Here is a 15,630-nt window from a genome sequence, read left to right on the forward strand (position 1 = left end):
GGTACAAGGCAGGCTGCTTGTCAACATCCAAGCGATCAACTCCTACTTTAACCCAATCATGGCAAAATTCGAGATCCTGCCTTTCCTGTCATGATACGCGCCGAAATTTGCCGTCTTCCCGTCTCAGTGACCGCTGGCTCCATCGGCGTGACGGGCAAGTCTGGAGAGCATGAGAACCACGACATGGAGAAGAGGCAGGCCGACAAAGACGCTGGCAAGGCCGGTATGTTCGGCTATGAAGCCAATGGCCGAGGGGGCGACGAGAATGCCGGAATAGCCCATGGAGGTGACCACCGAAAGTCCGATGCCGGGTGCCAGACCGGGCATGTTGCCAGCTGCGGAAAAGGCAATCGGTACCATGTTCGAGATGCCGATACCGGCAATGGCAAAGCCCATAATCGCAACGAGAGAATTGGGTGCAAAACCTGCGATCAGAAGGCCGAGGATGGAGATGACGCTGCAGAATTGCAAGGTCCGCACCGCCCCAAAACGATCCCGCACCAGATCGCCGGCAAACCGCATGATGGCCATTGTTAGTGAGAAGGCCGCAAAGCCAAAGCCGGAAAGGGTGACCGATGCGCCAAGTTCATTGCGCAGATAGAGAGCACCCCAATCCAGTATCGCGCCCTCTGGAATCATCGAGAACAGCGCCATCAGGCCGATGATCCATGGTAGGGGCGTAAGAGGCAGTCCACCTTTCGGACGTTCCGCTTCCGGATGTGGACGATCTGCCAGCACGCGTGGCCAGGCGATGGCGAGAAGGGCCGCTGCGATGATGGTCAGCGCGACCGAGTGGCCGTAAATGCCGATTTTGTTGATCAGCACACCGCCGACGCCCGCGCCAATGAGGCCGCCCAGGCTCCAGAAGGCGTGGCAGGAAGACATGATCGCGCGGCGCATATTGCGCTCGACTTCAACGGCATTGGCATTCATCGCCACGTCCATCGCCCCCGTCAGTCCTCCAAACAGGAAGACGGTGATGATCCCTGCCCAGAGCGTGTTCGAAAGCGTGATCAGCAGCAGGGTTGGCACAAAGACGGCGGCCACGGCCAGCGTGACTGTTCTTGAGCCAAAGCGGGCAATCTGGGAGCCTGCGACCGGCATACAGGCCAGAGAGCCAAGGCCGAACACCAGAATGACAAGACCCAGAGCGCTTTCACTCAGCGAAAGCCGCCTTGCAAATTCAGGTATCATCGGTGCCCATGAGCCCATCATGAAGCCGTTCATGAGAAACAGCAGTGCGACGCCGAGGCGCGCGCGGGTCATATAGGGCAGGCGGGCGGTCGTCTGCGTGGCAGTGCCGTTCATCGGACTGGTCCTTCGATCATGGCTAGGTGTTTCGTGTGGGAGATGGGGGAGGCGCCCGGTGGACGATGGCGCCGCTGTCTTTCAAGGTCTCGACGATCTCATCATCGGCATCGCTTTCGAGAACAAGCGTGAGCGTCGAGGAAAGGGTGCGAACGTGAAATGGCGCGCCTGCACCGAGCTTCTCGGTTGTTATGGCCGCCATTGTCCTTGCGCTCGTATTGCAGGCCAATTGCTTGAAGACGGAGTCTTCGTAGATATCGGCACACAAACCGCGCTCCATGGCCAGGCCGCAAACGCCGATGATGCAGAGATCGGGTCTGATCTGCTCCAGCTGGCGAATAGCTGTGGTGTCGAACGAAGCTCCAACCGCAGGGTCGATCCGCCCGCCAATCATGATGAGCTCGATACCTTCATGCCCGGTCAGTTCTGCGGCGATTGCCGGCGTGTTGGTGACCACGGTCAGTTTATGGGGCAGCAAATGTCTGGCTATGGCCAGATTGGTGGAGCCCGCATCAAGAAAAACCGTCATGCCGTTCTCCACCAGCGAGGCTGCTGTCTGGCCAAGAGTGGCTTTACGATCCGGCATTTCGGCAAGGCGCGTCTTGAATGGCACGGTGGTGCCGGGCGTCAGCAACGCGCCACCATAGACGCGCTGGCACTCGCCACGCGCTGCCATTTCGCGCAAATCCCGCCGTATCGTATCTTCCGAGACGCCGAAATCCTGGGCGAGTTCCTGCGCAAGCACGCGACCATTTTGTCGGAGCTGGGCTAAAATTGCGGATTGTCTTTCGCTGACAAAATGATCGATTTTGGTCACCCGGCATCATCAGGAGTAATCGTGCAGAAACATGGATAACCCGGCACTCATATTTTCTCAAGCGAAAATATTGGGTCAGCGCCAGGCGCGGGACCCAACCCAAGTCTGCATCATCAGGACGGTTCAAAGCCGCTGGACAGGAAGGTCCTAGCTTTTGCGATCTGCAACGAATCTTGCAGTATCGATCAGTATCTCGGCGCGGGTGCCATAGGGGGCCAGCAAATCAGCCGCCTCCTGCACCAGTTGCTGCAGGCGGGCATTCGCCCATGCCTCGCCATGGAGGGCAACCAGCGTCCCCTTGCCGCGGGTGGCATCCTTGCCTGTGGCCTTCCCCATGGTGGCAGCATCAGACGTCAGGTCGAGGAGGTCATCTGCAAGCTGGAAGGCGAGGCCTATCTTTTCGCCGAAACTCCGAAGCCTTTGCCGCTCACCGGCGTCGCTGCCAGCAATGATGGCGCCCGCCTCGCAGGCAAAGCGGATCAGCGCACCGGTTTTCATAGCCTGCAATGTTATGATGCCGGCTTCATCGGGCGGTTTTTTTTCGGCGGCGAGATCAAGCGCCTGCCCGCCCGCCATGCCGCCAATACCGGCAGCTCTTGCCAGCGCCAGCACCAGTGCGGCCTTGCGGTCGTCGGCAAGGTCGGTCTTCGAGGCAATGACGTCGAAGGCGAGTGTCAGGAGACTGTCGCCTGCCAGAATGGCCGTGGCTTCATCATATTTCTTGTGAACGGTGGGCTGGCCGCGTCGCAGGTCGTCATTGTCCATTGCCGGCAAATCGTCATGAACGAGCGAATAGCAATGCAGGCATTCCAGTGCCGCGCCGACATGCAATGCCGCTGTCGGGTCGCCGCCAAGCAGGTCTGCCGTCTCGATGACCAGAAACGGGCGAAGACGCTTGCCGCCGTTCAGGACGCCGTGGCGCATGGCCTCCAGCAGGTTTTCCGGTCGGGTAATCTCGTCGGGGCGCGCATCGCCGGAAAGGAGTTCGCCCAGCAAGGCTTCGGTTCTTGCCGCATTGTCGCGCAGCCGCGTCTCGAATGTCATCTTGCCAGTTTCCTTACCATGTCAGGTGACGGTGGCTCTTTCGCATGGGGAAAAATGGCTGGCAATCGTTTTTGTGAGGTCGCTGTGGAACTTCGTTATCGCAAGTAGCCTTGATGCGTGGTGCGGAATATGAAAGGCTTTATTCCATAGCCAAGTGGGGGCAGGTTTTTTGAGCAGTACGCCGGACAGCGAGACGGATTATGAAACGCTCGCCGAAAGCGGGAGAAAACCGAAGGTGGATGTTCGAAGCCTCATCAGACGCGCCTTGCTCGTCGTCATCGCACTGCTTGTGTTGCCCTATCTGCTAATCCCGGTCTATGCACTGCCTTTCATGCGTCCTGTTTCCACATTGATGCTGGCGGATCTCGTTACATTTCAGGGTTATGACCGCCGCTGGGTGCCGCTTGAGAACATATCGCCCCGCCTCGTCCAGTCGGTCATGATGTCCGAAGACGGTCAGTTCTGCGCCCATGGCGGCGTGGACTGGAACCAGATGCAGACAGTGGTCAACAGCGCGCTGGAAGGCGAAGCCACCCGTGGTGCCAGCACCATTCCAATGCAGACGGCAAAGAACCTGTTTTTATGGAATGGCCGGTCCTTTTTGCGCAAAGGGCTGGAATTGCCGCTGGCCGTGGTTTCCGACTTCGTCTGGTCTAAGAAGCGGATGATGGAAATCTATCTCAACGTCGCCGAATGGGGCCCGGGTATCTATGGTATCGAGGCGGCGGCGCAATATCACTTCAAGATACCCGCATCCAAGCTCAGCTCCCGACAGGCCGCATTGTTAGCGGTTGCGCTTCCCAACCCGATTGACCGCGTTGCCAGCAAGCCGGGACGGGGAATGCAGCGGTTGGCCGGGCTCATCGAAAGACGAGCCCGTGGTTCCGGCGCTTATGTCAGCTGTGTGCTCGACTAAGCTTCTATGTGTCAGGGCAACGTCCCAGTCTAGCGCTTGGTAAAGACGTAGTCCGTTTCCTGCCTAAGCGTTTCGCCGGGGCGCAGGACCGCATCCGGGAAGCCTTCGTGATTGACCGAATCCGGCCAGATCTGGGTTTCCAGGCAAAAGCCTGCCGATGGCCCATAGTGGCGGCCCTCAAGCCCGGGAACGGCGACGTTGAGCTTGAAGGCAGAGTAGAATTGCACACCCGGTTCGGTTGTCAGCACATCCATCGTCACATTTGACGCAGGTGCATAAAGCCGTGCCACCTTGCGCTTTGCCACGCGCTGGGCTGAAAGGCAGAAATTGTGGTCATAACCAACCTGTGCACCATCGATCTCGCGGCGCATCGGTGTCGAGCTTCGCAGGTCGAAGACAGTACCGTCAACGGCGCGGATTTCACCGGTTGGAATCTGTCGCTCGTCCGTGGGAAGGTAATGATCGGCGGCGATTTCGATTTCATGGCCGAGCGCCGATTCCGCGCCGTCCAGATTGAAATAGGAATGCTGGCAGACATTGGCGAGCGTGGGCTGATCGGTCGTCGTTTCGTAAACGACCGACAAAACGCCTCCCTCGCGAATTGTGTACGTTGCCGTTACAGCACAATTCCCGGGATAGCCGGCGCGGCCATCGGGATCGATGATCTGCAGCACGACATGACTGGGGCCATGTTCCATGATCATCCAGTTGCGCTTGCCGATATTGTCGCTGCCGCCGTGAAGGTGGGTAACGCCTTTTTCGTTCAGCTCCAGCTGATATGCCTTGCCATCGATGGAAAACTTGCCGCCACCAATACGATTGGCGTTTCTGCCGGGTGTGGCGCCGAAATAGGAGGAATATTTCGGATAGTCATCGAAATTTTCGAAGCCGAGAAGAAGCGGCGGCTGATGGCCTTCAAGCCGCAGATCCTGGATGACGGCGCCCCATGTCATGACATTGGCACTCAATCCGCCAGCAGCAATGCCCACGCGCTCGACCTTTTCTCCCGTCGGCGTAAATCCGAAGTTTTCACGTGTCCCGGCTTCCAGCATAGCGATACTCTCCCAATCGATCGTTTCGGGCCGGACGTTGCGTTATTTTCCGACCCTTCGCAATCACTGAATTACTTTCTGCCCGTGCCGATCGCTTCCAGTTCGTACGGCGTGGTCTGATAGATCTCATTGATCCAGTTGCCAAAAAACAGGTGGGCATGGCTGCGCCAACGGTTGAGGGGCTTCAAGGTCGGATCATTGTGCGGGAAGTAATCATGCGGCAGCTTGATCGGGACGCCCGCATTCACATCGCGAAAATACTCGTCCGACAGCGACGTCGAGTCATATTCGACGTGATTGAACATATAGAGGCGCTTGCCCTTGGCTTCATGGGCCAGACACACGCCCATTTCCTCGGATTCCATCAGGATTTCCAGTTCCGGATGTTGCTCGATGTCGGCGCGACGCACTTCTGTCCAGCGCGATACCGGAACCTGAAAATCGTCGGAGAAACCGCTGAGATAGATCGAGGATGGGCAAAGATTGCGGTGTCTGTAGACGCCGAATGCCTTTTCCTTCAACTCGTGCTTCGGCACGCCGTGGAAGTGATAGATTGCCGCCATTGCACCCCAGCAGACATTCAGCGTCGAGTGGACGTTGGTCTGTGTCCAGTCGAAGATTTTCTGCATTTCGTCCCAGTAGGTGACTTCCTCGTAGTTCAGCGTTTCCACCGGTGCGCCGGTGATGATGAAGCCGTCAAACTTGCGGTTCTTCACCTCTTCCCATGTCTCGTAGAAGGAAAGCAGATGTTCTTCCGAGGTGTTCTTGGCGCGGTGTCCGCCGATGCGGATCAGCGAGAGTTCAACCTGCAGCGGCGATGCGCCCACCAGTCGCGCCATCTGGATCTCGGTCTTGATCTTGTTTGGCATGAGGTTGAGCAGCCCGATCTGCAGCGGGCGGATATCCTGACGGATGGCTGCCGTTTCTGTCATGACCCGCACGCCCTCATTCACGAGGGTCTGGAAAGCGGGAAGCGTATCGGGAATCTTGATTGGCATGTCAAACTCACTTCCATGGCGGCGTAGGCCGTGAAAACAAAAAAACCGGTGGCGAAATCGCAACCGGTCCTCGGAAATTGACTTTTTCCTCGACCCTTTAGCGACTTCTTTAAAGTGGCTGCAAGCCGGTCGGCAAATCACCACTGACGGGTGTCATAATCCCGCGCGGCCAGAAAATCAATATCGCAGGCCAATCCGGCGTTTGTGTCTTTCCATCCGTGACCGATCCGGGCTATGGCAGGGGAATGACGCCTACCCATTTCACCATACTTCTCGGCGGCACAATCACCGTCACGGATCGTCTGCGAAAAGCAGTGGCGGACACGCGCGTGATTGCGGCCGATAGCGGAATGCGTCACGCCGAGCCTCTCGGTCTGACGCCGGAATTATGGGTGGGTGACTTCGATTCCTCCGACAGGGACCTCCTGGCACGGTGGCCTGATGTGCCGCAAAGGCCGTTTCCCGCGTCCAAAGGTGTGACCGATGGCGAAATTGCCGTGTCTGAGAGCATCGAGCGCGGTGCCGCCCGGTTGACCCTGGTGGGTGCACTCTCCGGCGAACGGTCGGATCACGCCCTGTTCCATCTGCTCTATGCCGTTTCACTGGCTGAAAGCGGCATCGATGTCACTCTGACATCCGGCGAGGAGGAAGCCTATCCCTTGCTGGCAGGGGAACGCACGCTCGACCTGCCGGCAGGATCGTTGTTTTCTGTCGCCGGTTTTACGGCGCTGTCGGGTCTCGAAATCAGGAATGCGCGCTATCCCCTGACGGATTTTGCGCTTGCTTTTGGCTCGTCCCGTACTATTTCCAACGTGGCGGAGGGGCCATTGCACCTTCGTCTTGAAAGCGGCAAGGCCATCGTGCTCGCCCGTCCCTATGATTTGACCGGAGCCTGAACCTTGGCACCCCCTATTCTGAAACTCGACGATATCAAGCTCACCTTCGGCGTTACTCCGCTGCTCGACGGTGCCAATCTGCAGGTGGAGCCGGGGGATCGTATCTGCCTTGTCGGCCGCAATGGTTCGGGCAAATCGACGCTGATGAAGATCGCGGCGGGTCTCGTAGAGGCGCAGTCCGGTGAGATATTCCGTCACCCTTCGGCTACGATCCGTTATCTCGAGCAAGCACCTGATTTCGCCGACTTCGAGACGGTTCAGGCCTATGCCGAAGCCGGTCTTGGCCCTGGCGACGATGCCTATCGCGTCACCTATCTGCTGGAACATCTCGGTCTGACCGGGCAGGAGCATCCGTCCAGCCTTTCTGGCGGCGAAGCTCGCCGCGCTGCTCTCGTGCGCGTCATGGCACCAGAGCCCGACATTCTGATGCTGGACGAGCCGACCAACCATCTGGATCTGCCGACAATCGAATGGCTGGAAAGCGAATTGCAGCAGACGCGAAGTGCCCTGGTCCTGATCTCGCATGACAGGCGCTTCCTTGAAAAGGTCTCCACAGCCACTGTTTGGCTGGATCGTGGCCAGGCGCGGCGTCTCAGCCGCGGGTTCGCGCATTTCGAGGAATGGCGCGACAAGGTGCTCGAAGAGGAAGAGCTGGAGCAGCACAAGCTCGGCAAGGCCATTGAGCGCGAAGAACACTGGATGCGCTATGGCGTGACTGCGCGGCGCAAGCGCAATATGCGGCGTGTGGGCGAATTGCAGGCCATGCGGGCTGAATATCGCGGGCACAAGGGGCCGCAGGGCTCGGTTCAGGCCACCGTGACGGAAGGGCGCGAGTCCGGAAAGCTGGTGATCGAAGCGGATGCGATCACCAAGTCCTATGGTGATCGGCCTATCGTCACGCCATTCTCGTTGCGTGTCCACCGTGGCGATTGCATCGGCTTCGTCGGTCCCAACGGTGCGGGAAAGACGACGCTTCTCAAGATGCTGACCGGTCAGCTGGAGCCGGATAGCGGCTGGGTCAAGCTTGGCACCAATCTGGAGATTGCGACGCTCGACCAGAAGCGTGAGGATCTCAACCCCAACGATACGCTGGCGCATTATCTGACCGACGGCCGTGGTGAAAACCTGCTGGTCAATGGCGAGTTGAAGCATGTGACCGGCTACATGAAGGATTTTCTGTTCCAGCCGGAACAGGCCAGAACTCCGATCCGTAATCTTTCGGGCGGCGAGCGCGCACGTCTCATGCTGGCGCGCATTCTGGCACGGCCGACCAATCTTCTGATCCTCGACGAACCCACCAACGATCTCGATATCGAGACGCTTGATCTCCTGCAGGAGATTGTTGCCGGTTTTGCAGGCACTGTCATCCTCGTCAGCCACGACCGCGACTTCCTTGATCGCACGGTGACTTCCACCATCGCTCCTGCCAATCCGGATGCGCCTGACGGTCGCTGGATTGAATATGCAGGTGGCTATTCGGACATGATGGCGCAGCGCAAGGGCGCCTCGGACGAGAAGCGAAAGGCCGAAAAGCAGGAAAAGGCCAAGGCTTCCGCTTCGTCCAACTCCGCTGCCGAGCCTTCGAAAGCCAAGGGGAAGCTGTCCTTCAAGCAGAAATTCGCGCTGGAAAATCTTCCCAAGGAGATGGAGAAGGCGCAGGAAGAAATCGCCCGGCGCGAGCAACGTATGGCTGATCCCAACCTCTTCACCAAAGATCCGGCGGCCTTCAATACGCTTGCCGATGAGATGTCGAAGCTTCGCCAGAAGCTCGAAACGATGGAGGAAGAGTGGCTGGAACTCGAGATGCTGCGTGAGGAACTCGAAAGCTAGACGGGCCTCATTGCGGCGACGGCGTCACGGCACCATCTATGACAGTAACGCAGATCGCGTTTTCTGTTGCAGCGGAGGAGCCAGACATGCGCATGATTTTCGTCAACCTTCCGGTCAAGGATGTCGCAAGATCCAAGGCGTTTTTCACCGCGCTTGGCTTTAACTTCAATCCTGAATACTCGGATGATCGCACGCTATGTATGATCATAGAGAAGAATATTTTCGTCATGCTGCTGCAGGAGGAGCGGTTCCGCGATTTCATCAATGGCGACATTGCCGATGCGATGCGCGCCAAGGAGGTGCTCACCTGTGTTTCTGCCTCTAGCCGTGAAGAGATCGACCAGATGATCGCCGCCGCGCTGGCCAATGGCGGGGCGGAGTGGAAGCCCGTGCAGGATCATGGCTTCATGTATGCGGGTAGCTTTCAGGATCCCGATGGCCATGTCTGGGAACTGGTCCATATGAGCGCCCCGGCCTAGACGTTGCCGTCTTGCTAATTCTCTCCTGAGGCACTACATCTTCGGCAGATCTAACGGGGTGCTTTGTTCTGACACGGACAAGGCTGAGAGGCTCTGCCAACCCGAAGAACCTGATCCGGTTAACACCGGCGGAGGGATTAGACGGCTTCCATCAAGACGCCCTTTTCCCCTTGTCGCTTGAGGAGGTGCTTTTGATGTTCCGTCGTATTTTCCTTCATGGCCTGATGCTGGCATCGGTGATGGTTCCTGGTCTTGCCGCCGCGCAGGACAAGAAGACGCTCACCGTCTACACCTATGAAAGCTTTGTTTCGGAATGGGGCCCCGGTCCTAAGGTCAAGGCCGCATTCGAGAAAGCGTGTGACTGCACCCTCAACTTCGTCGGCGTAGCCGATGGTGTGGCGCTTCTCAACAGGTTGAAGCTGGAAGGTCCATCGTCAAAAGCGGATGTCGTTCTGGGTCTCGACACAAACCTGATTGCGGAAGCCAAGCAAACCGGGCTCTTCGAAAAATCCGGGGTCGATGCGTCTGCGGCGAAGGTGCCGGGTGGCTTTCAGGACGATGTCTTCGTTCCCTATGATTACGGCCATTTCGCCGTTGTCTACGATACGCAGGTGATGAAAACGCCGCCGAGAAGTATGAAGGAACTGGTCGAGGGCGATCCGGCCCAGAAAATCGTCATTCAGGATCCGCGCACCTCGACACCGGGTCTCGGCCTGCTGCTCTGGGTCAAGTCGGTCTATGGCGATCAGGCGCCGCAGGCCTGGGCGAAGCTTAAGGACCGCATCTTGACGGTCACACCCGGATGGTCTGAATCCTACGGCCTCTTTACCAAAGGCGAAGCGCCGATGGTATTGTCCTATACGACGTCGCCTGCCTATCACATGGTGGCGGAAAATAGTGAAAGATATCAGGCTGCCGCCTTTGATGAGGGGCACTACATCCAGATCGAAGTTGCCGGTGTCTTGAAGAATGCCCCGCAACATGCGCTGGCGCAGCAGTTTCTGGCATTCGTTCTCACCTCCGGCTTCCAGGACACCATTCCTGAAAACAACTGGATGATGCCGGTGGCACCGACCTCCGCGCCCCTGCCTGCTGCGTTCTCCAAGCTGGTGCAGCCATCAAAGACCTTTCTGATGTCGCCGGAGGATGTCGCCCGCAACCGCAAGGCCTGGATCGATGAGTGGCTCGCGGCAATGAGCGTCAAGTAGGATCGAAGCAGGTCATGGTCGGACGCCGGGAAGGCCGATGGTTCATCTTTGGCGGGGCCGCGACGGTTACCGCTGTCGTCCTTTTCATCGGGCTTGCAATTTATGCGCTTCTGTCCTTTGACGTCAGCGCCGCGTCTGTTGGCCTGATCGATGCCTATACATGGCGGATACTGCGCTTCACGCTCTGGCAGGCGATGCTTTCGACGGTGCTGTCCGTCGCGCTTGGATTGCTGGTGGCCTTGGCACTTGCCCGGCAGCGCAACTTCCCCGGTCGCATATGGATCATCCGCCTGATGGCGGTTCCCATGGGCTTGCCGGTCATTGTCGGCGCGCTTGGACTGATATCGATCTGGGGCAGGCAGGGTGTCCTCAATATGCTTCCGCAGACTGCGGGTCTGGACGCGCCTGTCAGTATTTACGGTCTGTCCGGCATTCTTGTTGCCCATGTTTTCTTCAATCTTCCGCTGGCAACCCGCTTATTTCTGGCCGGACTTGAGGCGGTGCCGGGAGAATATTGGCGCATGGGCTCGGCGCTGGGCTTTGGACCTTTTGCTACATTTCGCTTCGTGGAATGGCCTGCCGTCGCACGAATTTTGCCAGGGGTCGCAGGACTTATCTTCATGCTTTGTGCAACAAGCTTCACCCTCGTCTTGCTGTTGGGCGGGGGACCTGCGGCCACGACAATCGAGGTGGCGATCTATCAGGCGCTGCGGTTTGATTTCGATCCACCGCGCGCAATCGCGCTTTCGGTGATGCAGATCGCCATGACAGGGGCGTTGCTGGCCTTGCTCGCGCTGCTACCCTCGGCCGAGCCCGACAGACAAAGCCAGAGTCCCTTGCTGCGCATGGATGGCAGAAAAGCGGGGCCTCGCTTGTGGGACAGCGCTGTCATTCTTTCCGTACTGTTTCTGGTCGGGGCTCCCTTGTGCGCGGTCGCATCTGCGGGCGTTTCAGCGGATCTGTGGCGGTTACTTTCTGCCCCCACTTTCCTGCAGGCGGCGGCGACAAGCTTTCAGATCGCGCTTTTTTCCGGGCTGCTGGCCGTCTTTGCCTCTTATGCGCTTGTGCGCGCGCGCCATGCCATTGCTCTGCGCAGAGAGGCCGGTTTGAGCCTGAAGGCGTTTCTTGTTCTGATGGGCGCAGGCTCATCTCTCGTCCTGCTTGTACCGCCCGTCGTGTTGGGAAGTGGCTGGTTTCTGCTGTTGCGGCCCTTCGGCGATGTGGCGGCGTTTGCACCTGTTATCGTCGCCATCATCAATATGTTGATGTCGCTGCCCTTTACAATGCGCGTTATCGAGCCGGCATTCCTGAGCCATGATGCGCGCACCGGCAGGCTTTCTGCCGCGCTGGGTCTTCGTGGAATATCGCGATTCCGGTTTGTTGATTGGCCGATCCTGTGGCGTCCCACCGCAACGGCGTTCTTCTTTGCGATGGCGCTTTCGCTTGGCGACCTGGGTGCGGTTGCGCTTTTTGGATCAGAGAACTTTGTCACCCTGCCTTGGCTGGTCTACAGCAATATGGGAAGTTACAGAACACAGGATGCTGCCGGTTACGCCTTCATTCTCGGTGTCATCTGCCTTGTCCTTGCCGCAGGCGGCGTTTCCCGTCGTTCAATGAAAGCAATTGTATGAAGAATCCTGCGGATTGGGGAGCCTGCCTCGACAATGTCTCACTGAAACTTGGACAACAGCAATTTTTGCTGGATTGCGCGTTTGAGCGCGGAAAAATTACAGCCGTGGTGGGGCCGTCGGGATCTGGAAAGTCGACACTGCTTAATCTCGTTGCCGGTTTTGAGAACCCCGGCGAAGGGCGCGTTCTTATCGAGGGGCGCGAGATGGCGGGGCTCGATCCGGCAGAGCGGCCCGTCTCCATCATATTTCAGGACAACAATCTCTTTTCTCACCTCGATATCGTGACCAATGTCGGGCTCGGTGTCAGCCCGTCGCTGTCCCTGTCGAACTCGGACAAAGCCGCAATCAAGGGTGCGCTTGAGAAGGTTGGACTTTCAGGCTTCGAAAAGCGCTTGCCCTCGACATTGTCGGGCGGAGAGCGACAAAGGGCTGCTCTTGCCCGAGCTCTGGTAAGGCAGCGCCCGTTGATGTTGCTGGATGAGCCCTTTGCGGCTCTCGATCCGGGTTTGCGGTCGGGCATGGCCAATTTGCTGAAGGCCCTTCATCAAGACATGAGCAACAGCATTCTGCTAGTAACACATCATCCCGATGACATACGTCGTCTGGCAGACGCCGTTGTTTTCCTCTCCAACGGACGCGTTCTCTTTCAAGGAAGCGTTCAGAATTTTTTCGATGCGACCGATATCGAGGAGATCAGCATGTTTCTCCATGTCTGATTGTTGCCTTAACGCTCGCATCTCTTCGACGTCGCGTCACAATTTCGACGCGACGCACTGTCAAGCCTTGAAAAACAGAGAGGCGATGCACCATTTTTGCACTTGCGAATTTTGAATAACTGCTTGAAGTATTATGCGAACAATCTTCCCCTCGAAACGTCTTTGCATGATGGATCATTTTCGTTGTTCGCGCATTCAAGTGCCCTTGGGGGCGTTATGGTATTCTGGTCTGCAATTAACGGATGATCAGGAACGTTAGGAGCAGACGAGCAGAATGATGACGTGTGTGAAGGCTCAGCAGAGCCACACCTCCGGTCACAATGTATGGCACAGGGGCAAGGCATTAAGAAGAGGGCTGGCGCTGGCGACAGCGAGCTTCGTGCTGTCGTCTTGCCAATCTCTGCTTAGCCCGTCCTATCAATCGACACTGAAGCCCTCGGACAATCCGCAAACCGTGGAGCAGGTTCAGAAGAACGATCCGCGCGCGCAGATGGGCGCCCGTGAGCATCCGCGCATCGTTGCCAGCTATGGTGGTGAATATCACGACGACAAGATGGAACGCCTTGTCGCGCGTATCGCCGGTGCGCTGACCGCCGTTTCTGAGAATCCACAACAGTCCTATCGCATCACCATTCTCAACTCTCCTGCCATCAACGCCTTTGCATTGCCGGGCGGCTATCTCTATGTGACCCGCGGTCTTCTGGCGCTTGCCAATGATGCTTCCGAAGTCGCGGCCGTCCTGTCGCATGAGATGGGTCACGTCACCGCCAACCACGGCATTGAGCGCCAACGTCGCGAAGAGGCGGAAGTCATTGCCAGCAGGGTCGTGGCAGAAGTGCTTTCAAGCGACCTCGCCGGCAAGCAGGCGCTCGCCCGTGGCAAGCTGCGTCTTGCGGCCTTTTCGCGCCAGCAGGAATTGCAGGCGGACGTCATCGGTGTGCGTATGTTGGGAGAAGCGGGATACGATCCCTTTGCATCGCCGCGTTTCCTCGATTCAATGGCGGCCTATGCCCGCTTCACCTCGGCTGATCCGGACAGCGATCAAAGCCTCGACTTCCTTTCCAGCCACCCAAACACGCCGCAACGCATCGAGCTGGCGCGCAGGCACGCCCGCGCCTTCGGTCAGGAAGGCCAGGTCGGCGACAAGGGGCGGGACTGGTTCCTCAATGGCATAGATGGACTTCTCTATGGCGACAGCCCGCAGGAGGGCTATGTCCGTGGCAACACCTTCCTGCATGGAACGCTCGGCATTCGCTTCGATGTGCCGGAAGGCTTCCAGATCGACAACAAGGTGGAGGCGGTTCTTGCCACAGGACCTGGCGAGATGGCCATTCGCTTCGATGGCGTTGCCGATCCCAAGCAGACCACGCTCGCCAACTATCTCACAAGCGGCTGGGTCGCTGGACTGGTTCCAGACACCGTACGGGAAACCGAGATCAACGGCCTGCCTGCCGCAACGGCACGCGCGACTGCGGATAAATGGGATTTCGACGTGACCGTCATCCGCGTCGGTCAGCAGATTTTCCGGTTCCTGACGGCGGTGCCGAAGGGCAGTCCGCAGCTGGATGGCGTCGCAAACATTCTGCGCACAAGCTTCCGCAAGATGACACCCACCGAAATTGCCGCGCTTAAGCCGCTTCGAGTCAGGGTGGTCACGACGAAGCCAGGGGACACGGTCGCTTCATTGTCTGCCCGTATGATGGGCACAGATCGCAAGGTGGAACTGTTCCGTGTGCTCAATGCCATGAGCGCAACATCGACCGTGCAAGCCGGTGATCGCGTGAAGATCATCTCTGAATAACAAAAACCCGGTCTTCAATGCGGCCATGTTCTTGGAACATGCGCCGATTGAAAGCCGGGTTTTTTGATTTGAAAATGACGCTGATTAAGCGGCTTCTTCTTCCTGCGTGTCTTCTTCTTCGACGGTCTTGCCGCGCTTTGGTCCCTTGTTGAGGTTCACTTCAACAAGACGAACAGCTTCCGTTTCGGACATCTTGTTGACGGCCGCAATTTCGCGAGCCATGCGATCAAGAGCAGCTTCGTACAGCTGGCGCTCCGAGTAGGACTGTTCCGGCTGGTTCTCGGCACGGTAAAGGTCGCGAACCACTTCTGCGATTGCAATAAGGTCACCGGAATTGATCTTGGCATCATATTCCTGCGCGCGGCGCGACCACATGGTGCGCTTTACACGAGCCTTACCCTGAACAACCTTCAGTGCGCGCTCGACGAAATCCCCTTCGGAAAGCTTGCGCATACCAATGCTGACAGCCTTGGCCACAGGAACTTTCAAGCGCATTTTGTCTTTTTCGAAATCAATGACGAACAGTTCGAGCTTCATGCCCGCAACTTCCTGTTCTTCAATTGCCGAAATGGTACCGACGCCATGAGCGGGATAAACGATCGCTTCACCGGTCTTGAAACCGTGACGCGCTGGAGATTTCTTCTGCTGGGTCGTCATTCGTTCTTAAAACTCCCTGTTACATACACCCGGTATTTCCGGGGTCGGGTCGGTCAGGCCCGGATGAGACGGGGGAAACCGTCAGGTGACTTCGTACTGGTACAGTCGTGCACTCAAAAATAATTCATCTCGCAACCCGGAGGCTGACAACACAAACAATCGATATGTCACGGAGACCGCGTGCAAGTGATGATTTGCTTTCGTGGTGTTTCTGGGCACGCAAATGCCACGCTGTGGATCAGTTTTTCTGGTCTATCACAAAAATACGTGGAAATCA

Annotated in this window: 14 protein-coding genes and 2 riboswitches; of the genes, 8 read left to right on the forward strand and 6 right to left on the reverse strand. The window is 57.6% G+C overall.

Annotated elements, in window-relative coordinates; translation table 11 throughout:
• Positions 1-123: 123 nt before the first annotated feature.
• From QRN85_RS19800 to QRN85_RS19810, 3 genes are all read right to left on the reverse strand, one after another.
• Positions 124-1,308: an MFS transporter gene (locus QRN85_RS19800; protein ID WP_284759843.1), complete on the reverse strand. Its 1,185-nt coding sequence runs from the start codon at positions 1,306-1,308 to the stop codon at positions 124-126.
• 22 nt (positions 1,309-1,330) lie between these two features.
• Positions 1,331-2,125 (reverse strand): DeoR/GlpR family DNA-binding transcription regulator, encoded by a 795-nt coding sequence (locus QRN85_RS19805; RefSeq protein WP_284759844.1) that lies wholly within the window; start codon positions 2,123-2,125, stop codon positions 1,331-1,333.
• A 147-nt stretch (positions 2,126-2,272) separates the two neighbouring features.
• Positions 2,273-3,169, reverse strand: a complete 897-nt coding sequence (locus tag QRN85_RS19810; protein WP_284759845.1) for a polyprenyl synthetase family protein — start codon at positions 3,167-3,169, stop codon at positions 2,273-2,275.
• A gap of 169 nt (positions 3,170-3,338) precedes the next feature.
• Between QRN85_RS19810 and mtgA the strand changes: the two genes are divergently transcribed.
• Positions 3,339-4,085, forward strand: a complete 747-nt coding sequence (gene mtgA, locus QRN85_RS19815; RefSeq protein WP_062590232.1) for a monofunctional biosynthetic peptidoglycan transglycosylase — start codon at positions 3,339-3,341, stop codon at positions 4,083-4,085.
• A 29-nt stretch (positions 4,086-4,114) separates the two neighbouring features.
• Here mtgA and QRN85_RS19820 read toward each other — a convergent pair whose 3' ends face one another.
• Positions 4,115-5,137: an aldose epimerase family protein gene (locus QRN85_RS19820; RefSeq protein WP_062590234.1), complete on the reverse strand. Its 1,023-nt coding sequence runs from the start codon at positions 5,135-5,137 to the stop codon at positions 4,115-4,117.
• 71 nt (positions 5,138-5,208) lie between these two features.
• Positions 5,209-6,135 (reverse strand): homoserine O-acetyltransferase MetA, encoded by a 927-nt coding sequence (metA, locus tag QRN85_RS19825; RefSeq protein ID WP_284759846.1) that lies wholly within the window; start codon positions 6,133-6,135, stop codon positions 5,209-5,211.
• Positions 6,136-6,212: 77 nt separating this feature from the next.
• A riboswitch (SAM riboswitch) is annotated at positions 6,213-6,289 on the reverse strand.
• A 91-nt stretch (positions 6,290-6,380) separates the two neighbouring features.
• Here metA and QRN85_RS19830 point away from each other — a divergent pair.
• The 7 genes from QRN85_RS19830 (at position 6,381) to QRN85_RS19860 (ending at position 14,696) form a co-directional block, all read left to right on the forward strand.
• Positions 6,381-7,031, forward strand: a complete 651-nt coding sequence (locus tag QRN85_RS19830) for a thiamine diphosphokinase (protein WP_284759847.1) — start codon at positions 6,381-6,383, stop codon at positions 7,029-7,031.
• A gap of 3 nt (positions 7,032-7,034) precedes the next feature.
• Positions 7,035-8,861 (forward strand): ABC-F family ATP-binding cassette domain-containing protein, encoded by a 1,827-nt coding sequence (locus QRN85_RS19835; protein ID WP_284759848.1) that lies wholly within the window; start codon positions 7,035-7,037, stop codon positions 8,859-8,861.
• Positions 8,862-8,947: 86 nt separating this feature from the next.
• Positions 8,948-9,340, forward strand: coding sequence for a VOC family protein (locus tag QRN85_RS19840; protein ID WP_284759849.1), 393 nt, complete (start codon positions 8,948-8,950; stop codon positions 9,338-9,340).
• Between the two features lie 44 nt (positions 9,341-9,384).
• Positions 9,385-9,494, forward strand: a riboswitch (TPP riboswitch).
• A 40-nt stretch (positions 9,495-9,534) separates the two neighbouring features.
• Positions 9,535-10,548, forward strand: coding sequence for a thiamine ABC transporter substrate binding subunit (gene thiB, locus QRN85_RS19845; RefSeq protein ID WP_112961071.1), 1,014 nt, complete (start codon positions 9,535-9,537; stop codon positions 10,546-10,548).
• Positions 10,549-10,562: 14 nt separating this feature from the next.
• Complete coding sequence (thiP, locus tag QRN85_RS19850; protein WP_284759918.1) at positions 10,563-12,179, forward strand: thiamine/thiamine pyrophosphate ABC transporter permease ThiP; 1,617 nt, start codon at positions 10,563-10,565, stop codon at positions 12,177-12,179.
• Positions 12,176-12,895 carry a thiamine ABC transporter ATP-binding protein gene (locus tag QRN85_RS19855; protein WP_284759850.1) on the forward strand — a complete coding sequence of 240 codons (720 nt, stop codon included), beginning with the start codon at positions 12,176-12,178 and terminating at the stop codon, positions 12,893-12,895. Before thiP ends, QRN85_RS19855 begins: the two co-directional genes overlap by 4 nt.
• A gap of 277 nt (positions 12,896-13,172) precedes the next feature.
• Positions 13,173-14,696: a M48 family metalloprotease gene (locus QRN85_RS19860; protein WP_502870812.1), complete on the forward strand. Its 1,524-nt coding sequence runs from the start codon at positions 13,173-13,175 to the stop codon at positions 14,694-14,696.
• An 84-nt stretch (positions 14,697-14,780) separates the two neighbouring features.
• Here the strand turns inward: QRN85_RS19860 and QRN85_RS19865 are convergent, their stop codons facing one another.
• Positions 14,781-15,353, reverse strand: a complete 573-nt coding sequence (locus QRN85_RS19865) for a CarD family transcriptional regulator (RefSeq protein WP_062590247.1) — start codon at positions 15,351-15,353, stop codon at positions 14,781-14,783.
• Positions 15,354-15,630 lie beyond the last annotated feature (277 nt).

Source organism: Agrobacterium sp. fls2-241-TYG-188a (genome assembly GCF_030209845.1).